15 protein-coding genes, 1 tRNA gene and 1 pseudogene are annotated in these 20,648 nt (G+C 32.7%); 14 read left to right on the plus strand and 3 right to left on the minus strand.

Translation table 11 applies throughout. The annotated features are described in order from the left end of the window. The first annotated feature begins 105 nt into the window (after window positions 1-105). The 14 genes and pseudogenes from rpoB (at window position 106) to AJ886_RS06095 (ending at window position 17,689) form a co-directional block, all read left to right on the plus strand. Window positions 106-4,242 carry a DNA-directed RNA polymerase subunit beta gene (gene rpoB / locus AJ886_RS06030; RefSeq protein ID WP_074497520.1) on the plus strand — a complete coding sequence of 1,379 codons (4,137 nt, stop codon included), beginning with the start codon at window positions 106-108 and terminating at the stop codon, window positions 4,240-4,242. Next, complete coding sequence (rpoC, locus tag AJ886_RS06035; RefSeq protein ID WP_070240605.1) at window positions 4,235-8,788, plus strand: DNA-directed RNA polymerase subunit beta'; 4,554 nt, start codon at window positions 4,235-4,237, stop codon at window positions 8,786-8,788. The genes rpoB and rpoC overlap by 8 nt, the downstream gene beginning before the upstream one ends. A gap of 119 nt (window positions 8,789-8,907) precedes the next feature. After that, entirely contained in the window at window positions 8,908-9,294 is a 387-nt protein-coding gene (gene rpsL, locus AJ886_RS06040) for a 30S ribosomal protein S12 (RefSeq protein ID WP_002782934.1), read from the plus strand. 69 nt (window positions 9,295-9,363) lie between these two features. Next, complete coding sequence (gene rpsG / locus AJ886_RS06045) at window positions 9,364-9,834, plus strand: 30S ribosomal protein S7 (protein ID WP_002779471.1); 471 nt, start codon at window positions 9,364-9,366, stop codon at window positions 9,832-9,834. Window positions 9,835-9,846: 12 nt separating this feature from the next. Next, complete coding sequence (fusA, locus tag AJ886_RS06050) at window positions 9,847-11,922, plus strand: elongation factor G (RefSeq protein WP_002779472.1); 2,076 nt, start codon at window positions 9,847-9,849, stop codon at window positions 11,920-11,922. A gap of 28 nt (window positions 11,923-11,950) precedes the next feature. Continuing rightward, window positions 11,951-12,027, plus strand: a tRNA-Arg gene (locus AJ886_RS06055). 17 nt (window positions 12,028-12,044) lie between these two features. After that, on the plus strand, window positions 12,045-12,194 hold the full coding sequence (locus AJ886_RS06060) for a hypothetical protein (protein WP_004306029.1): 150 nt from the start codon (window positions 12,045-12,047) through the stop codon (window positions 12,192-12,194). Window positions 12,195-12,197: 3 nt separating this feature from the next. Continuing rightward, a complete protein-coding gene (locus AJ886_RS06065) occupies window positions 12,198-12,890 on the plus strand; it encodes a tRNA1(Val) (adenine(37)-N6)-methyltransferase (RefSeq protein ID WP_070287378.1) in 693 nt (230 codons plus the stop codon). After that, complete coding sequence (locus tag AJ886_RS06070) at window positions 12,880-13,254, plus strand: YkgJ family cysteine cluster protein (protein WP_002933038.1); 375 nt, start codon at window positions 12,880-12,882, stop codon at window positions 13,252-13,254. Before AJ886_RS06065 ends, AJ886_RS06070 begins: the two co-directional genes overlap by 11 nt. Next, entirely contained in the window at window positions 13,227-14,504 is a 1,278-nt protein-coding gene (locus AJ886_RS06075; protein WP_002861227.1) for a tetratricopeptide repeat protein, read from the plus strand. The genes AJ886_RS06070 and AJ886_RS06075 overlap by 28 nt, the downstream gene beginning before the upstream one ends. Then, window positions 14,501-15,277, plus strand: coding sequence for an indole-3-glycerol phosphate synthase TrpC (trpC, locus tag AJ886_RS06080; RefSeq protein ID WP_070287381.1), 777 nt, complete (start codon window positions 14,501-14,503; stop codon window positions 15,275-15,277). The genes AJ886_RS06075 and trpC overlap by 4 nt, the downstream gene beginning before the upstream one ends. Before the next feature lie 9 nt (window positions 15,278-15,286). Then, window positions 15,287-15,772 carry an HIT family protein gene (locus AJ886_RS06085; RefSeq protein WP_044778774.1) on the plus strand — a complete coding sequence of 162 codons (486 nt, stop codon included), beginning with the start codon at window positions 15,287-15,289 and terminating at the stop codon, window positions 15,770-15,772. Continuing rightward, window positions 15,762-16,760: a tRNA 2-selenouridine(34) synthase MnmH gene (mnmH, locus tag AJ886_RS06090; RefSeq protein ID WP_070287419.1), complete on the plus strand. Its 999-nt coding sequence runs from the start codon at window positions 15,762-15,764 to the stop codon at window positions 16,758-16,760. The genes AJ886_RS06085 and mnmH overlap by 11 nt, the downstream gene beginning before the upstream one ends. A 337-nt stretch (window positions 16,761-17,097) precedes the next feature. Continuing rightward, window positions 17,098-17,689, plus strand: a pseudogene (locus tag AJ886_RS06095) (hypothetical protein). Window positions 17,690-17,755: 66 nt separating this feature from the next. Here AJ886_RS06095 and hemH read toward each other — a convergent pair. From hemH to AJ886_RS06110, 3 genes are read right to left on the minus strand one after another with little or no spacing between them, the layout of a single operon-like run. Continuing rightward, window positions 17,756-18,673, minus strand: coding sequence for a ferrochelatase (gene hemH, locus AJ886_RS06100; RefSeq protein WP_044778773.1), 918 nt, complete (start codon window positions 18,671-18,673; stop codon window positions 17,756-17,758). Beyond that, entirely contained in the window at window positions 18,670-19,536 is an 867-nt protein-coding gene (locus AJ886_RS06105; protein WP_070233408.1) for a Gfo/Idh/MocA family protein, read from the minus strand. The genes hemH and AJ886_RS06105 overlap by 4 nt, the downstream gene beginning before the upstream one ends. Before the next feature lie 4 nt (window positions 19,537-19,540). Further along, the gene (locus tag AJ886_RS06110) at window positions 19,541-20,614 is read right to left on the minus strand and encodes a DegT/DnrJ/EryC1/StrS family aminotransferase (RefSeq protein WP_070233409.1); all 1,074 of its coding nucleotides are present in this window, start codon (window positions 20,612-20,614) and stop codon (window positions 19,541-19,543) included. Window positions 20,615-20,648 lie beyond the last annotated feature (34 nt).

Consider the following 20,648-nt stretch of genomic DNA (forward strand, 5'->3'; position numbering starts at 1 on the left):
TAAGCTTTAAAGTTAGAAGAAGATTTGCCAAGGCAAGTCTTCTTTTTTTATTTTTACCTAATTTTTAGGTCTTCTTTTTTAAATTTACAAAATTTACCATGAGGTATGTGCGATATGTTAGATAATAAATTAGGAAATCGTTTAAGAGTAGACTTCTCAAACATTTCAAAACAAATAGAAATCCCAAATCTTCTACAATTACAAAAAAAGAGTTTTGATTATTTTTTAAATCTTGATAATGGTGAAAGTGGTATAGAAAAAGTTTTTAAATCAATTTTTCCTATTCATGATCCGCAAAATAGATTGAGTCTTGAATATGTTAGTAGTGAAATAGGCAAGCCAAAATATACCATTCGCGAATGCATGGAAAGAGGTTTGACTTATTCTGTAAATTTAAAAATGAAAATCCGTCTTACTCTGCATGAAAAAGATGAAAAAACAGGGGAAAAAGTTGGCGTAAAAGATATTAAAGAACAAGAAATTTATATCCGCGAAATTCCTTTAATGACAGATCGTGTATCTTTTATCATTAACGGGGTTGAGAGAGTGGTTGTAAATCAATTACATAGAAGCCCTGGTGTTATTTTTAAAGAAGAAGAAAGTTCAACGGTTGCAAATAAGCTTGTTTATACAGCACAAATTATTCCTGATCGTGGTTCGTGGCTTTATTTTGAATACGATGCCAAAGATGTTTTGTATGTAAGAATCAACAAGCGTAGAAAAGTTCCTGTAACTATGCTTTTTAGGGCTTTAGGGTATAAAAAACAGGATATTATTAAGTTGTTTTATCCTATCCAGACTATACATGTGAAAAAAGATAAATTTTTAACAGAATTTAATCCAAATGATTTTATGGACAGAATAGAGTATGATATTAAAGATGAAAAAGGAAAAATTGTTCATCAAGCTGGAAAACGACTTACAAAGAAAAAAGCAGAACAGCTTATTAAAGACGGTTTAAAATGGATAGAATACCCTGTAGAAATTTTACTTAATCGTTATTTGGCAAATCCTATTATTGATAAGGAAAGTGGAGAGGTTTTATTTGATTCTTTAACTTTGCTAGATGAGAGTAAGCTTGCCAAGATTAAAGAGCAAAAAAGTTTTGATATAGCAAATGACTTGGCTAATGGCGTTGATGCAGCGATTATTAACTCCTTTGCTCAAGATGGAGAAACTCTAAAACTTCTTAAACAAAGTGAAAATATCGATGATGAAAATGATTTAGCTGCGATTAGAATTTACAAGGTTATGCGTCCAGGTGAACCTGTGGTAAAAGATGCAGCGAAGGCTTTTGTAAATGATTTATTCTTCAATCCTGAAAGATACGATCTTACCAAGGTAGGTCGTATGAAAATGAACCATAAGTTAGGTCTTGAAGTGCCTGAGTATGTTACTGTTTTGACTAATGAAGATATTATTAAAACTGCAAAATATTTAATTAAAGTAAAAAATGGTAAAGGACATATTGATGATAGAGATCATTTAGGAAATCGTCGTATCCGTTCTATAGGTGAACTTTTAGCCAATGAACTTCATTTAGGTCTTGCAAAAATGCAAAAGGCGATCAGAGATAAATTTACTTCTTTAAATGCGGATCTTGATAAAGTAATGCCTTATGATTTAATCAATCCTAAAATGATTACTACAACCATCATTGAATTTTTTACAGGAGGTCAGCTTTCGCAATTTATGGATCAAACCAACCCTTTAAGCGAGGTTACTCATAAGCGTCGTTTGTCAGCGCTTGGTGAAGGTGGACTTGTAAAAGAAAGAGCAGGTTTTGAAGTGCGTGATGTTCATGCGACACATTATGGTAGAATTTGTCCAGTTGAAACACCTGAAGGTCAAAATATTGGTTTGATTAACACTCTTTCTACTTATGCAAAAGTAAATGAACTTGGCTTTGTTGAAGCACCATATAGAAAAGTTGTAAATGGTAAAGTGACTAATGAAGTTGTTTATCTTACAGCAACACAAGAAGAAGGCTTGTTTATTGCACCAGCTTCAACCAAAGTTGATGCTAAAGGCAATATAGTAGAAGAATTTGTTGAGGCTAGACAAGATGGTGAAACTATACTTGCAAGACGCGAAGAAGTGCAATTAATCGATCTTTGCTCAGGTATGGTTGTTGGGGTTGCAGCTTCTTTGATTCCGTTTTTAGAGCACGATGATGCAAACAGAGCGCTAATGGGTTCAAATATGCAACGTCAAGCTGTGCCACTTCTTACTGCTTCAGCTCCGATAGTAGGAACAGGTATGGAACAAATTATTGCGCGTGATGCTTGGGAAGCTGTTAAAGCAAAGCGTGGCGGTGTGGTTGAGAAAGTGGATAATAAAAGCATTTTCATTTTAGGTGAAGATGATAAAGGTCCATTTATCGATCATTACACTATGGAGAAAAATTTAAGAACCAATCAAAATACAAATTATATTCAACATCCTATTGTTAAAAAAGGTGATATAGTAAAAACAGGACAAATTATCGCAGATGGTCCTTCTATGGATCAAGGCGAACTTGCTATAGGTAAAAATGCTTTAATCGCTTTTATGCCTTGGAATGGTTATAACTATGAGGATGCTATAGTTGTAAGTGAGAGAATTATTCGTGAAGATACCTTTACAAGCGTGCATATTTATGAAAAAGAAATTGAAGCAAGAGAACTAAAAGATGGTATAGAAGAAATTACCAAAGATATCCCAAATGTAAAAGAAGAAGATGTTGCACATCTTGATGAGAGCGGTATTGCAAAAATTGGTACCCATATTAAACCAGGTATGATTTTGGTGGGTAAGGTTTCTCCAAAAGGTGAGGTTAAACCAACTCCTGAAGAAAGACTTTTAAGAGCGATTTTTGGAGAAAAAGCAGGGCATGTTGTGAATAAATCCCTTTATGCAACTGCTTCTTTAGAGGGTGTTGTTGTAGATGTTAAAATTTTCACTAAAAAAGGCTATGAAAAAGACGATCGCGCAATAAAATCTTATGATAAAGAAAAAATGGCTTTAGAAAAAGAACACCATGATAGACTTTTGATGATGGATAGAGAAGAAATGCTTCGTGTTTGTGCTCTTCTTTCCAAAGCCCCTTTAAATAGTGATCAAAAAATTGGAGATAAAAATTATAAAAAAGGACAAACTGCAGATATTAGCGAACTTGAAAAAATCAATCGTTTTACTTTAACAACTTTGATTAAAGCTTATTCTAAAGAGATTCAAAAAGAATACGATGATTTAAAAAATCATTTCCAAAATGAGAAGAAAAAATTAAAAGCAGAACACGATGAAAAGCTTGAAATTTTAGAAAAAGATGATATTTTACCAAGTGGGGTAATTAAGCTTGTTAAAGTTTATATTGCTACAAAGAGAAAGCTTAAAGTTGGTGATAAAATGGCAGGACGTCACGGAAACAAAGGTATAGTTTCAACTATAGTTCCTGAAGTGGATATGCCTTATTTACCAAATGGTAAAAGTGTAGATATTGCACTTAATCCACTTGGCGTTCCAAGTCGTATGAATATAGGCCAAATTTTAGAAAGCCATTTGGGTTTAATTGGACTTAGACTCGGAGATCAGATTCAAGAAATTTTTGACAGAAAGCAAAAAGATTTTCTTAAAGAATTAAGAGCAAAAATGCTTGAAATTTGTTCTATTCCAAGACTTGCAAGCGAAAAAGAATTTATTAAAAGCTTAAGCGATGAAGAGCTTTTAAACTATGCTAGAGACTGGAGTAAAGGAGTTAAATTTGCTACTCCTGTTTTTGAAGGTGTAAATATAGAAGAATTTAGCAAGCTTTTTGAAATGGCCAAGATAGATATGGACGGCAAAACAGAACTTTATGATGGACGCACAGGTGAAAAAATTGCAGAGCGTGTTCATGTGGGATGTATGTATATGCTAAAACTCCACCACTTAGTTGATGAGAAAGTTCACGCAAGAAGTACAGGACCTTACAGCTTAGTTACCCAACAACCTGTGGGTGGTAAAGCACTCTTTGGGGGACAAAGATTTGGGGAGATGGAAGTTTGGGCACTTGAAGCTTATGGAGCGGCTCACACTTTAAGAGAAATGTTAACTATCAAATCAGACGATGTAGAAGGTAGATTTAGTGCTTATAAAGCATTGACAAAAGGTGAAAATGTTCCAGCAACAGGAATTCCTGAAACATTTTTTGTATTAACCAATGAGCTTAAATCTCTTGCTTTAGATGTTGAGATTTTTGATAAGGATGAAGATAATGAGTAAATTTAAAGTAATAGAAATCAAAGAAGATGCAAGACCTAGGGATTTCGAAGCGTTTCAACTAAGACTTGCAAGTCCTGAAAAAATCAAATCATGGTCTTATGGAGAAGTAAAAAAACCAGAAACTATCAATTATAGAACCTTAAAGCCTGAAAGAGATGGGCTTTTTTGCGCAAAGATTTTTGGACCTATAAGAGATTATGAGTGTCTTTGTGGTAAATACAAAAAAATGCGTTTTAAAGGCGTTAAGTGTGAAAAATGTGGTGTTGAAGTAGCAAATTCAAAAGTGCGTCGTTCTAGAATGGGACATATCGAGCTTGTAACTCCTGTGGCCCATATTTGGTATGTTAATTCTCTTCCAAGCCGTATAGGAACGCTTTTGGGTGTTAAGATGAAAGATCTTGAGCGTGTGCTTTATTATGAAGCTTATATCGTTGAAAATCCAGGCGATGCTTTCTATGATAATGAAAGCACCAAAAAAGTAGAATATTGTGATGTTTTAAATGAAGAGCAATATCAAAATTTAATGCAACGCTATGAAAATAGTGGCTTTAAAGCAAGAATGGGTGGAGAAGTTGTTCGTGATTTACTTGCAAATTTAGATCTTGTGGCGCTTTTAAATCAGCTTAAAGAAGAAATGGCGGCTACAAATTCAGAGGCTAAGAAAAAAACCATCATTAAACGCTTAAAAGTAGTAGAAAATTTCTTAAATTCAAATTTAAACGCCAATACCGATAGTGATGAAGCCGTACCAAATCGTCCTGAATGGATGATGATTACAAATCTTCCAGTTTTACCGCCAGATTTGCGTCCTTTAGTGGCTTTAGATGGTGGGAAATTTGCAGTTTCTGATGTGAATGACTTATATCGTCGTGTTATCAATAGAAATACACGTCTTAAAAAACTTATGGAACTTGATGCACCTGAAATCATTATAAGAAATGAAAAAAGAATGCTTCAAGAGGCTGTTGATGCACTTTTTGACAACGGTCGTCGTGCTAATGCTGTAAAAGGAGCAAATAAACGCCCATTAAAATCTTTAAGTGAAATTATCAAAGGAAAGCAAGGGCGTTTTAGACAAAACCTACTAGGTAAGAGAGTGGATTTCTCAGGTCGTAGTGTTATTGTTGTGGGTCCAAAACTTAGAATGGATCAATGTGGTTTACCTAAAAAAATGGCTTTAGAGCTTTTTAAACCACATCTTTTAGCTAAGCTTGAAGAAAAAGGTTATGCAACTACAGTAAAACAAGCTAAAAAAATGATAGAAAACAAAACCAATGAAGTTTGGGAATGTTTAGAAGAGGTAGTAAAAGGACATCCTGTTATGTTAAACCGTGCGCCTACTTTGCATAAACTTTCTATCCAAGCTTTTCATCCTGTTTTAGTGGAAGGTAAGGCTATACAACTTCATCCTTTGGTTTGTGCAGCATTTAACGCGGACTTTGATGGGGATCAAATGGCAGTGCATGTACCGCTTTCTCAAGAGGCTATTGCAGAATGTAAAGTGCTTATGCTTTCATCAATGAATATTCTTTTGCCAGCAAGCGGTAAGTCTGTAACCGTTCCATCGCAAGATATGGTTTTAGGAATTTATTATCTTTCATTGGAAAAAGCAGGTGCTAAAGGTTCGCATAAAATTTGTACAGGCATTGATGAAGTGATGATGGCACTTGAAAGCAAGTGTTTGGATATTCATGCGAGTATACAAACTATGATAGATGGTAGAAAGATTACTACTACAGCAGGAAGATTGATTATTAAATCCATTTTACCTGATTTTGTGCCTGAAAATAGTTGGAATAAAGTCTTAAAGAAAAAAGACATTGCCGCGCTTGTGGATTATGTTTATAAACAAGGTGGTTTAGAGATTACAGCAAGTTTCTTGGATAGACTTAAAAATTTAGGTTTTGAGTATGCAACGAAAGCAGGTATTTCAATTTCGATTGCAGATATTATTGTTCCTAATGACAAGCAAAAAGCTATCAATGAAGCAAAAAAACAAGTAAGAGAAATTCAAAATTCTTATAATCTCGGTTTGATTACTTCAGGGGAAAGATACAATAAAATCATTGATATTTGGAAAAGTACAAACAATGTTCTTTCAAAAGAGATGATGAAGCTTGTAGAAAAAGATAAAGAAGGTTTTAACTCTATTTATATGATGGCAGATTCTGGTGCTAGAGGTAGTGCGGCTCAAATTTCTCAGCTTGCTGCGATGAGAGGACTTATGACTAAACCTGATGGTTCTATTATCGAAACGCCTATTATTTCGAATTTCCGTGAAGGGCTAAATGTTCTTGAATACTTTATTTCAACCCACGGTGCTAGAAAAGGTCTTGCAGATACCGCTCTTAAAACAGCAAACGCGGGTTATTTGACAAGAAAACTCATCGATGTTGCACAAAATGTAAAAATTACCATTGAAGATTGTGGAACGCATGAAGGTGTTGAAATCAATGAAATCACCGCAGATAGTTCTATTATAGAAACTTTAGAAGAAAGAATTTTAGGTAGGGTTTTAGCTGAAGATGTGATCGATCCTATTACAAATTCTGTGCTTTTTGCAGAAGGTACTTTAATGGATGAGGAAAAAGCAAAAATTCTTGGAGAAAGCGGTATAAAAAGTGTCAATATTCGCACTCCTATTACCTGCAAAGCTAAAAAAGGAATTTGTGCAAAATGTTATGGTATCAATCTTGGCGAAGGTAAATTAGTAAAACCAGGTGAAGCAGTAGGAATTATTTCCGCTCAATCTATCGGCGAGCCAGGGACGCAGCTAACTCTAAGAACTTTCCACAGCGGGGGGACTGCAAGTACGGATTTACAAGATAGACAAGTAAGCGCACAAAAAGAAGGTTTTATAAGATTTTATAATCTTAAAACTTATAAAAACAAAGAAGGTAAAAATATCGTAGCAAATCGTAGAAATGCGGCGATTTTGCTTGTGGAGCCAAAAATCAAAACTCCATTTAAAGGTGTGATTAATATAGAAAATATTCATGAAGATGTGATTGTTTCTATTAAAGATAAAAAACAAGAAGTAAAATACATACTAAGAAAATACGATCTTGCTAAACCAAATGAATTAGCAGGTGTAAGTGGCAGTATAGATGGAAAACTTTATTTGCCATATCAAAGTGGTATGCAAGTAGAAGAAAATGAAAGTATCGTGGAAGTGATTAAAGAGGGTTGGAACGTTCCTAATCGTATTCCTTTTGCGAGTGAAATTTTAGTAGAAGATGGCGAGCCCGTGGTACAAAATATCAAAGCAGGAGAAAAGGGAACGCTTAAATTTTATATCCTTAAAGGCGATGGTTTAGATAGAGTAAAAAATGTTAAAAAAGGCGATATTGTTAAAGAAAAAGGATTCTTTGTGGTGATTGCTGATGAAAATGATAGAGAAGCAAAAAGACACTATATCCCAAGAGAATCTAAGATAGAATTTAACGATAGTGAAAAAATCGATGATGTAAATACTATCATTGCAAGTGCTCCTAAAAAAGAAAGAAAAGTGATTGCAGAATGGGATGCTTATAATAATACTATTATTGCAGAAATTGATGGTGTTGTAAGCTTTGAAGATATTGAAGCAGGTTATAGTGCCGATGAGCAAATTGATGAAGCTACAGGTAAGCGTTCTTTAGTGATTAATGAGTATTTGCCAAGCGGAGTTAGACCGACTTTGATAATTGCAGGAAAAGGTGATAAGGCTGTGCGTTATCAGCTTGAACCAAAAACCGTTATTTTTGTTCATGATGGCGATAAAATCGCTCAAGCAGATATTTTAGCAAAAACTCCAAAAGCTGCAGCTAAATCAAAAGATATTACAGGAGGTCTTCCAAGAGTTTCTGAACTTTTTGAAGCAAGAAAACCAAAAAATGCAGCTGTGATTGCAGAAATTGATGGTGTTGTTCGTTTTGATAAACCTTTGCGTTCCAAAGAAAGAATCATTATCCAAGCAGAAGATGGAACAAGTGCTGAGTATTTAATCGACAAATCAAAACACATTCAAGTAAGAGATGGCGAGTTTATCCATGCAGGTGAAAAACTTACAGATGGAGTTGTTTCGAGTCATGATGTGCTTAAAATTTTAGGTGAAAAAGCCTTGCATTATTATTTGATTTCCGAAATTCAACAAGTTTATCGCGGACAAGGTGTTGTGATTTCTGATAAACATATAGAAGTTATCGTTTCTCAAATGCTAAGACAAGTAAAAGTTGTAGATAGTGGACATACGAAATTTATCGAAGGTGATTTGGTTTCAAGACGTAAATTCCGTGAAGAAAACGAAAGAATCATTAGAATGGGTGGAGAACCAGCTATTGCCGAGCCTGTGCTTTTAGGTGTAACAAGAGCAGCGATTGGAAGTGATAGTGTGATTTCTGCGGCTTCATTCCAAGAAACTACTAAAGTTTTAACCGAAGCAAGTATAGCGGGTAAATTTGACTACTTAGAAGATTTAAAAGAAAATGTTATTCTAGGTAGAATGATTCCTGTTGGAACAGGGCTTTATGGTGAACAAAATTTAAAACTTAAAGAACAAGAATAAAACTCTATTTTATAGCCCTTCGGGGCTATATTTCTTCATTTTCAATCTTTTTAACTAAAATATAAGCAAAATTTAGATATCATCCAAAGTTTATTACATTTTTAAAGAAAGGAATTATTGTGCCTACCATAAATCAATTGGTTAGAAAAGAGCGCAAAAAAGTTTTAGAAAAATCTAAATCTCCAGCGCTTAAAAATTGTCCACAAAGAAGGGGAGTTTGCACTAGGGTTTATACTACAACACCTAAAAAACCAAACTCAGCGTTAAGAAAAGTTGCCAAAGTAAGACTTACTAGTGGCTTTGAAGTGATCAGCTATATCGGCGGTGAAGGTCATAACTTGCAAGAACACAGCATTGTTTTAGTGCGTGGTGGTAGGGTAAAAGACTTACCAGGGGTTAAATATCACATCGTTCGTGGTGCTCTTGATACAGCAGGTGTTGCAAAAAGAACAGTTTCTCGTTCTAAATATGGCGCTAAACGCCCTAAAGCAGGCGCTGCAAAATAATCATTCATACAGACAAATCCGTTAGATTTGATTTTGTTTGAGTAAAATTTAAAATTTGAAGGAAAAATAATGAGAAGAAGAAAAGCTCCGGTAAGAGAAGTCTTGCCTGATCCGATTTATGGTAATAAAGTAATCACAAAATTTATTAATTCTTTAATGTATGATGGTAAAAAAAGCACAGCTACAACAATTATGTATGGTGCTTTGGAAGCTATTGATAAAAAAGGTGGCGAGAAAAAAGGTATTGATATTTTTAATGATGCGATTGAAAATATTAAGCCTTTATTAGAAGTGAAATCTCGTCGTGTAGGTGGTGCAACCTATCAAGTTCCAGTTGAAGTTCGTCCTGCTAGACAACAAGCTTTAGCGATTCGTTGGATTATTTCTTTTGCAAGAAAAAGAAGCGAAAGAACTATGATTGATAAACTTGCAGCTGAGCTTTTAGATGCTGCTAATAGCAAAGGTGCTTCATTTAAGAAGAAAGAAGATACTTATAAAATGGCTGAAGCAAATAAAGCATTTGCTCACTATCGTTGGTAAGAAGGAGTGTGTATGTCAAGAAGTACTCCTTTAAAAAAAGTTAGAAATATCGGTATTGCTGCTCACATTGATGCGGGTAAAACGACTACATCTGAAAGAATTCTTTTCTTTACAGGTATGAGTCATAAAATCGGTGAAGTTCATGATGGTGCTGCTACTATGGACTGGATGGAACAAGAGAAAGAGCGTGGGATTACTATCACTTCTGCGGCTACAACTTGTTTTTGGAAAGATCACCAAATTAACCTAATTGACACTCCGGGTCACGTGGATTTTACAATTGAAGTTGAAAGATCTATGCGTGTTCTTGATGGTGCTGTTGCGGTATTTTGTTCAGTGGGTGGGGTGCAGCCTCAAAGTGAAACAGTTTGGAGACAAGCAAATAAATATGGTGTTCCAAGAATAGTATTTGTAAACAAAATGGATAGAATCGGTGCAAATTTCTACAATGTAGAAGATCAAATTCGTAACCGTTTAAAAGCTAATCCAGTTCCACTTCAAATTCCAATTGGTGCTGAGGATAATTTTAAAGGCGTAATCGATCTTGTAACTATGAAAGCTTTAGTTTGGGAAGATGATACTAAGCCAACGGATTATGTAGAAAAAGAAATTCCAGCTGAACTTAAAGAAAAGGCAGAAGAATATCGCACAAAAATGATAGAAGCAGTTTCTGAAACTTCAGATGAGTTGATGGAAAAATATTTAGGCGGAGAAGAATTAAGCCTTGAAGAGATTAAAACAGGGATTAAAGCAGGATGTTTAAGTCTTTCTATCGTTCCTATGCTTTGCGGTACAGCGTTTAAAAATAAAGGGGTTCAACCTTTACTTGATGCTGTTGTGGCTTATTTACCAGCTCCTGATGAAGTGGCAAATATCAAGGGTGAATATGAAGATGGCACAGAAGTTTCTGTAAAATCAACTGATGATGGCGAGTTTGCAGGACTTGCATTTAAAATCATGACAGATCCATTTGTAGGACAACTTACTTTCGTGCGTGTTTATCGCGGTTGTTTGGAAAGTGGTTCTTATGCGTATAACTCAACTAAAGATAAAAAAGAAAGAATTGGTCGTTTGTTAAAAATGCACTCTAACAAAAGAGAAGAGATTAAAGTGCTTTACGCAGGCGAAATTGGTGCTGTTGTAGGACTTAAAGATACTTTAACAGGGGATACTCTTGCAAGTGAAAAAGATAAGGTAATCCTTGAAAGAATGGATTTTCCAGATCCAGTTATTTCTGTTGCAGTTGAGCCAAAAACTAAAGCTGATCAAGAAAAAATGTCTATTGCTTTAAATAAATTAGCACAAGAAGATCCAAGTTTTAGAGTTTCTACAGATGAAGAAAGTGGTCAAACTATCATTTCAGGTATGGGTGAGTTACACCTTGAAATTATCGTTGATAGAATGCTTCGTGAATTTAAAGTTGAAGCTGAAGTAGGTCAACCACAAGTTGCTTATCGCGAAACTATTAGAAAAACTGTTGAACAAGAATACAAATATGCTAAACAATCAGGTGGTCGTGGTCAGTATGGACATGTATTCTTACGCCTTGAACCGCTTGAGCCAGGTAGTGGATATGAATTTGTTAATGATATCAAAGGTGGGGTAATTCCAAAAGAATACATTCCTGCAGTTGATAAAGGTGTTCAAGAAGCATTGCAAAATGGTGTTTTAGCAGGTTATCCTGTGGAAGATGTTAAAGTAACTGTTTATGATGGAAGTTATCACGAGGTGGATTCATCTGAGATGGCGTTTAAACTTGCTGCTTCTATGGGCTTTAAAGAAGGTGCTAGAAAAGCAGGTGCTGTGATCTTAGAGCCTATGATGAAAGTTGAAGTAGAAACTCCTGAAGATTATATGGGTGATGTTATTGGAGATCTTAACAAACGCCGTGGTCAAGTAAATAGCATGGATGAGCGTGGTGGAAATAAAATCATCACAGCATTTTGTCCTTTGGCTGAAATGTTTGGTTATTCTACTGATCTTAGAAGTCAAACTCAAGGTCGTGCGACTTATTCTATGGAATTTGATCATTATGATGAAGTTCCTAAAAATGTTGCGGATGAAATCATCAAAAAAAGAAACGGTTAAATTTTTAGCGGGATTTTTCCCGCTTTCTGTCCTCGTAGCTCAGCAGGATAGAGCGCAAAATTCCTAATTTTGAGGCCGTGAGTTCGAATCTCGCCGTGGACACCATTTTATGAGGTGTTATTATGATAAAAATTGCTTTTTTTATAACTTTTGTAATTTCTTTTTTGGTAGCACAAAGCCCAGTAAATTTTAAAGAAGATAATAATATAACAAAAGAACAAAATATATTTAAAGAACAACCTCCAAAACGCATTAAAATTCCAACTCATTAAAATATGGTTACGCTAGCACAATTATCACAAGGGTATCGTTATAATAGTGATTCTTTAATTTTAGCTGATTTTATTTTAAAACAAGGAATTAAAGGCGCTGTTTTTGATGTAGGTGCAGGCTGTGGTATCATAGGTATTTTACTTAAAAAAAATATTGCAAATTTAAGTTTATCTTTGATTGATATTCAAAAAGAAAATATAAAATTGATTGAAAAAAATTTAAAATCCAACCAAATACAAGGCGATATTTTTCATGATGATTTCAATCAATTTCAAAGCATAAAAAAATTTGACTTCATAGTTTGCAATCCTCCATTTTATAGACAAGGAGCTTACAAGAGTGAAGATCAGCATAAAGTTATAAGTAAATTTCAGGAATTTTTACCCTTGCATAGCTTTTTAACTAAAGCAAATTCTATGCTTAAGCCAAATGGTACTTTGTATTTTTGCTATGAAGCTTTAGCTTTAGATGAAATTTGTTTTATTTTAAAAGATATGAAAATAAAAATAACAAAGCTTTGCTTTGTACATACACATCAAAACAAAAAAGCAAGACTTGTTTTGATACAGGTAAAAAAAGGTTCAAAATCGCCTTGTGAGATTTTACCTCCTTTTTTTGTATATGAAAATGAAATTTTAAGCAAACAAATGCAAGAAATTCACTTAAGATTTAGGTTAAAAAGTTATGATATTTGATAAAAATTTTTCTTATGCTTTTGATGAAAATGCTTGTGAGAAATGCGGTGGAAAGTGTTGCACTGGAGAAAGTGGCAATATTTTTGCGAGCAAGGAAGAATTAGAAGCATTAAGAAAGCATTTAAATTTAGAAAGCAAAGAATTTGCTGAAAAATACTTGAGAAAAGTGGGCTTTAAAATGAGTTTTAAGGAAGTCGAATTTGAAGATGGCTTTGCTTGCATTTTTTTTGATACTCAAAAAAGAAATTGCAGTATCTACGATTTTCGTCCAAAACAATGCAGAACTTTTCCATTTTGGGAATATTTTAAAACACATCAAAAGGAATTAGAAAAAGAATGTATAGGTATTTGTTATTTGTCTTAGTAGCCTTTTTTTTGGCAGCTTGTGGAAGTTCAAAAATCAATGTTGTTTATCCTGATTATACAAAATATAAAAGCAATGATTTTGATTTAAGGGTTATGAAGGCTTATAATTATGAGTATTATAAACAATACAAAGAAGCCAGAGATGAATTTTTAAGTCTTTATCAAGATTATAATAATGCTAATTTTTTAGAAAATGCATTTTTACTTACTTTGGCAAACAATCTTGACAAGCAAGCAGAGTTAAATAATCTAGCAAAGCCTTATTTAAATCAAAATGACAATCTTAAGCGACTTAGTGCTCTTTATGCTTTAAATTCAAATGATATCAATAATGCTCAAAAACTTATGAAAGAGCTTTTAACAAAAAAGGATAGTGATCCTAGAAATTTAGAGCTTTACGGAGATATTTTGGTTAAAAAAAATGATTTAAAAAATGCCACAAAGTACTATAGATCTGCTTATAATCAAGTGCAAAACGAAGAAATTTTATTTAAACTCATAGGAATTTATGCGATTTTAAATGATACTTTAAATATTAAAAATGTTTTAGAATTTTCAAGAAAAACCAATGGTTGCACTCTCAAAACTTGCGTCTTGCTTGCTAAAATTTATTTTGATGAAAAAAATATCGAAGCTTTAAAAAGTATATATAAAGAGCTTTATCAACTTACCAAAAATAAAAGTTTTGCATTGGCTTTGGTTGAGCTTTTAAATTCTCAAGGCAAAACAGAAGAAGCTTTAAAAATTTCTTTGAAGTATGATTTAGATGATGATATTAAACTTGCTTTGTATCAGAATTTAAAACGCTTTGATGATGCTAAAAAAATGAGTTTAGCTCTTTATCATAAAACAAAAAATAAAGAATATCTTCTACGAGCGGCAGTTTTTGAATTTGAAGCTGCAAATGAAGCTAAAAAAATCACTCCAAAAGTAATTGATTCTGTAAAAGAAAAATTCGAACAGGCTATCGATAAAGATAGCAATGCTTTGTATTTAAACTACTATGGATATTTGCTTATAGATTATGATTTAGATGTTAAAAAAGGTATAGAGCTTGTGAAACTTGCCTTAGAAAAAGATCCACAGAATTTGTATTATTTAGATTCTTTAGCTTGGGGGTATTATAAACTAGGCAATTGTAAGCAAGCATGGGAAATTTTAAAACAAACATTAGATGATAAAGAATTTGCAAATTCTGATGAGAGTAAAGCTCATATAAAAGCGATAAAGGCGTGTGTAAAACCATGATATTGGATAAAATTTTTAAAAAAACAAAAGAAGATTTAAAAGAACGCAAACTAAAACTTCCTTATGATATGTTAGGGCGTTCTTTAGCTTCAAATCCTTTCTTTCCAAAAGATGTGATTAAAGCTTTAAAAAGAGTAGAAAAAGAAGTTAAAATCATAGCAGAAGTAAAAAAAGCAAGTCCTAGCAAGGGAGTCATTAGAGAAGACTTTGATCCTTTGAGTATCGCTTTAAATTATGAGAAGAACAAAGCTGCGGCGATTTCTGTTTTGACTGAGCCACATTTTTTTAAAGGTTCTTTAGAATACTTAAGTCTTATACGCCGTTATACACAAATTCCTTTACTTAGAAAAGATTTTATCTTTGATGAGTATCAAATTTTAGAAGCTTTGGTTTATGGGGCAGATTTTGTATTGTTAATCGCTAAAATGCTAAGCATGAAAGAGCTTAAAAAACTGCTTGAGTTTGCAAGACATTTAGGTCTTGAGGCTTTGGTTGAAATTCATGATAAAGAGGATTTGAGTAAGGCTATTTTTGCTGGAGCGGATATTATCGGTATCAATCATCGTAATTTAGAGGATTTTACTATGGATATGAGTTTGTGCGAAAAACTTATCCCACAAATCCCAAATTCAAAAATCATCATCGCAGAAAGTGGTTTAGAAAATAAAGAATTTTTAGAGCATTTACAAAATTTAGGCGTTGATGCTTTTTTAATCGGCGAATATTTTATGCGTGAGGAAGATGAAGGAAAGGCTTTAAAAGCTTTGCTTTAAGGAGGGAAAATGCAATATTTGTATGCACCATGGCGGAGTGAGTATTTTGAAAAAGAAAAAACTGTTTGTCCATTTTGTGATTGTACTAATAAGATCAAAAGTGATAAAGAATTAGGTGTGATTTTTAGAGCAAAGCATTGTTTTGGAGTGATGAACCGCTATCCTTATTCTGCGGGGCATTTTATGGTGATTCCTTATGTACATGAAGAGCATATAGAAAATTTAAGCGATGAAATTTGGCAAGAAATGAGCCATTTTGTGCGTTTGGGAGTGAAAATTTTAAAAGAGCAAATTCATGCAAATGGGGTCAATATCGGTATGAATTTAAGCAAAGATGCAGGAGCTGGCATAGCTTTTCATTGTCATTATCATCTAGTGCCACGCTGGACAGGAGATACAAATTTTATCACAACCATAGGAGAAACTAGGGTTTGTGGCACTAATATCGAGCAAGTTTATCAAAAACTTGTTTTGGCTTTTAAAAATGCTCAGTGAAGTTGAATTTACAGAATTTCAAAAAGAAAATTTCTCTCTTTTAATCGATGCAAGAAGCCCTAGAGAATTTTTGCATTCTCATTTGATAGGAGCTTTAAATTTTTATGCACTCAATGATGAAGAATATCAAGAAATAGGAACGATTTATAAGAAAAATCAAGTTTTAGCCAAGGCTAGGGGTGCGAGTTATATTTGTCAAAATACCGCTAAACATATATTAGAAATCACTCAAAATTTTCGCATAGGAGAAAAGGTGGGGATTTATTGTTCTCGTGGGGGTTTGCGTTCAAAGTCTATCGCAGTGATTTTAAGTGAGCTTGGTTTTAGAGTGGTGCGTTTAAAAGGTGGCTTTAAAGCTTATAGAACTTTTGTAACGCGTTATTTTGAAAATGAAATAAATTTTGATTTTTTTGCTCTTTGCGGCAATACAGGCTGTGGAAAAACAGAGCTTTTAGAACAACTCCCACAAGCTATAAATTTAGAAAAAATGGCAAATCATTTAGGCTCATCTTTTGGTGATATTTTAGGAAAACAACCTACGCAAAAAGCTTTTGAAGCAGAACTTTTTCACAATATGCAAAATTTAGAAAATTTTGCTTTCATAGAAAGTGAAAGTCGCAAAATAGGGGATATCATCTTACCTTTGAAATTTTATGAAAAAATGCAAAAGGCTTTTAAAATTTATTGTTTTTGTTCTTTGGAAAATCGCGTTAAAAGAATACAAAAAATTTATCAAGAAAAAATGACTCCTTTAAAATTTCAACAATGTGTGCAAAAAATCAGCCCTTATATCAGCTTAAATTTACGCCAAGAATTGCTTCAAAGTTATGAGAAAAAAGAATGGCAAAAGCTTATTGTTATGCTTTTGGAGTATTATGATAAAACTTATAAAAAACCAGACAAGATTGATTTTGAGTTAAATACCGATGATATTTTAAAAGCTCAAGAAGAGCTTTTAGATCATTTTAAAGCGCAATTACTTTTTTAATATTAGATAATTTTATTAAATAATCAAATTTTTTCTTCATCATCTTACAATAATCCTTTTTTATCTTTGTTGTTTTTTAGCTTGGCCCAAATTTGTATTTTAATGCTAGTAAATTTGAATCATAGAGAAGTAAAATATTTTTTAAATCCCTATTTATAGTAATTTAAAATAAAAAAATAAACTTTTATAAAAAAATATATAAAATATTTCTTAAATTTATATTTTTTAAATCATTTTAAATATAATTATCTTGTAATTATATTTTGTAAGAAAGGGTAGGTAAGCGAATGCGGTAAATTCAAGTTTTATTGTATTGTGTACTCTGCTAGTTTTGCTTATGACTCCAGCTTTAGCAATGTTTTATTTGGGTATGGTAAGAAGTAAAAATACATTCAATACCATAATGAATTGCTTTATTGTTTTTAGTGTCATTGCTTTACAATGGGTAGTGCTTGAGTGGCTCATCCATAAAAACCAACTATTTTAGGTGGACTTAGTGGGCTTGTAGTTGCGGTTATGTAGATTTTATGCTTCTCTTGTTATAGGAGCTTTGTCTTTCTGTATTTTGTTGTTTTGGTTTGAGTTTTATTAAATACAAACTCAAATAGGATTGATTCTTTAGATGCTTTTTCTTTACACGGAATCGGAGGTGTTTGAGAGGAATTGCTACAGGGCTTTTTGCAAGTGCTAAAGTAAATCCTAATGTGATTGCCTAAAATGCGCTTGGCGAGATTTTTTATCAGTGGAAGTTTAGAGCTTTTAAAAGAGCAAATTCTTGCTATTATGATTTGTATGTTTTTTCAGCTCTCATAAGCTTTATTATTCTTAAGATTATTTCTTATTTTGTAGACTTAAGAGCGAAAGAAGAAGTAGAACAAAAGGGCTTAGATGTGAGTTTGCGCGGAGAAAAAGCTTATACTTTGGCTTAGTCAGCTAAATTTTTACCAAAAAGTCCTTGTTAATCTTTAAAAAAATGATAGACAAGGGTCTCAAATTCATTCTTGGTTAAGATCAGATAAATATTTTAAAATAAATTCCATAAATTCATCACTATCATTAGGACAACTTATTAAATCATAATCACATTTTGCTAAATGTTTATACTCCATACCTAGTTCAAAAATCGTTTCAGAACAATCTATACAAAAAGAAATAGGATAAATCAAAGCTTTATCGTTTAAATTTGCCAAAATATCGCTTGTATTTGGTTCAAGCCATTTTACAGGGCCTAGTTTGGACTGATAAGCTAAAATAAATTCATCAAAATGATCTTTTAATTTTTCTTTTAAAATTTCTACATGATTATTTACATGCTTTTCGTATAAATCACCCTTATCAATAATGCTTTGTGGTAAAGAATGCGCTGAAAAAATCAAAATTTTGGCATCAAATTTACTTTTTTTATCCAAAATGTGCGAAACTATCATCTCATTATAAAGCTCATTTTTGTAAAAAATATCTATAGTTTTTACTTTTGCTTGAATTTTTTGCTTTGAAATTTCATTTTGCAGAACTTCTAAAGATGAAGTTACTGTGGTACAAGAATGGTGCGGATAAAGTGGAAAAAGAATGATTTCATCATTTTCATTTAAAGTGTATTTTTGCAAAATTTCTGTGGCAAAAGGAGGCACATAAAGATTTACAAAATCAAATTTAAATTCATCTTGTTTTAAATTAAGCTTGTCACACAGGCTTTGAGTAAGTTCGTTTAAAGGGGATTTTCCGCCCATTTTTTTATAGTTTTCTTGCATGGCTTTAACGCGAGCCTTTGTTATGATCCATGCTACAAATTTTCTTAAAAATCGATTTTTGATTCCTAAAATATAAGGATCATTAAACATATTTTTTAAAAAAACTTCACAATCTTGTAAATTCGTAGCTCCGCCCATATTTAAAAATAAAACTAATTTCACGCAAACCTTTCTAAAATTTCTTGAACTTTGTAAGCATCGCTCGTGCTGGCTAGATGATTGGGTTGATTATCGATAAGTTTTAACAAAGCTTCGTGTTCTGAAAAAAGTGGACTTTGTTGAGTAAGTTCTATAAAATTTCCATCTTTTAATAAAGAAAAATCATTTAAATTGGCTTCATAAAAATGATTTTTAGTAATAAGATGAATTTTTCTTAGTTTTTGTGTGCTATTCCAACTTTGATGTATGCTAGCAATACATTTTTCAAGCCCACATAGAATAATGCTTTCACTTTCTCTTGTTTGATCTTGAGTGTATTTTTTAAGCAAATTGGTTTTTGTTATTTCTTGCTTGCTTAAAAAACAAAGCAAATCAAGATCATGTACAGCCAAATCTTGCAAAATCCCTACATCGCTGATTCTTTGCGGGTAGGGTGAAAATCTTTGTATGTTAATGCTGATAATTTCTTCATTTTCAAGCTCTTTTTTTAGGGCTAAAACTGCAGGATTAAATCTTTCGCAAAAACCTACGCCTACTTTTATGCTGTATTCTTTAGCTAAATTTGAAATTTCGTCTATTTCTTTTAAATTTAGAGCTAAAGGCTTTTCGATTAAAACGCATTTGCATTGTTTAAAAACTTTTTTTGCTATTGCTAAATGTGAATTTGTAGGTGTTGCTATGATGATAATATCATTATTTTGATTTAAAAATTTATTCAAATCATCATAAAAAATATCATCAAAAATATTTAGATTTGGATTTTTGCAAAGATCAAAAAGTGCATTAAGCTTAAAATGAGAATTTTTGCTAAGTTCATTTAAGTGGTTTTGCCCCATTTTTCCAAGGCCTATGATACCTATTTTCATGGAGTTAATCTTTAAAAATATAAATAACTTGTTCTTGTTCTTCTTCGCTTAAAAAAGGTGAAAAAGGCAAAGATAAGATGTGTTTGCTTGCATATTCTGAATTTTTAAGTTCTAAATTTGAAAACTTACTAAAGCAAGGTTGTTTATGCAAAGGGGTTGGATAGTGTATAGCATAAGGTATATTAGCTTTTTCAAATTTTTGCAATACGCTAGCTCTATCTTCAACTAAAACGCTGTATTGTGCATAAGCGCTAAAAGCATTTGGATCAATTTGCGGAATTTGGCAGTTTTTTAAATTTGCATTATAAGTTTGTGCTAATTTTTGTCTTTTGTCTAATTCTTTTTCTAGGTATTTTAACTTAACATTTAAAATCGCCGCTTGTAAAGTATCAAGGCGTCCATTTATACCTATAAATTCATGTTTATAACGCTGAGTTTGTCCGTGATTGAGTAAAATTCTTATTTTTTTAGCAACTTCATCATCATGGCAAAAAATAGCCCCACCATCGCCATAAGCTCCCAAAGGTTTTGAGGGAAAAAAGCTTGTGCATGAAATTTTAGCTATAGAGCAGGATTTTTCTCCTTTGAAACTTGCGCCAAAACTTTGTGCACCATCTTCGATCAAAGTGATATTTTTATCTTTTAAAATTTCTTCTAAAGCCCTTAAATCACTCATTTGTCCAAACATACTCACTGCTATAACAGCTTTAGTTTTTGGGGTTATTGCTTTTTGCACTGCTTCAAAATCAAGATTGTAATTTGATAGATTTATATCTACAAAAACAGGTTTTGCACCTGTTAAGGCCACAACTTCAGCTGTTGCTATGAAAGTAAAACTAGGCACTATAACTTCATCATCTTTGCCAATATCTAAAGCTCTTAAGGCAAGATATAAAGCACTGGTTCCACTTGAGCAACCTATAGCGTGTTTAACACCTAAAAAATGAGATAAATTTTGCTCAAATTCGTTAAGCTTTACACCGCCTATGAAAGAAGAGCTTGATAAAACGCTTTCAATTTCAGTATTGATTTCATCTTTGTATGCGAGATATTGGGCTTGAAGATTGATAAAATTCATAAAAAACCTTAGAGAAATAAAATTAAATAAAAAT

Source organism: Campylobacter sp. BCW_6465, assembly GCF_001762815.1.
Lineage (GTDB): Bacteria > Campylobacterota > Campylobacteria > Campylobacterales > Campylobacteraceae > Campylobacter_D > Campylobacter_D jejuni.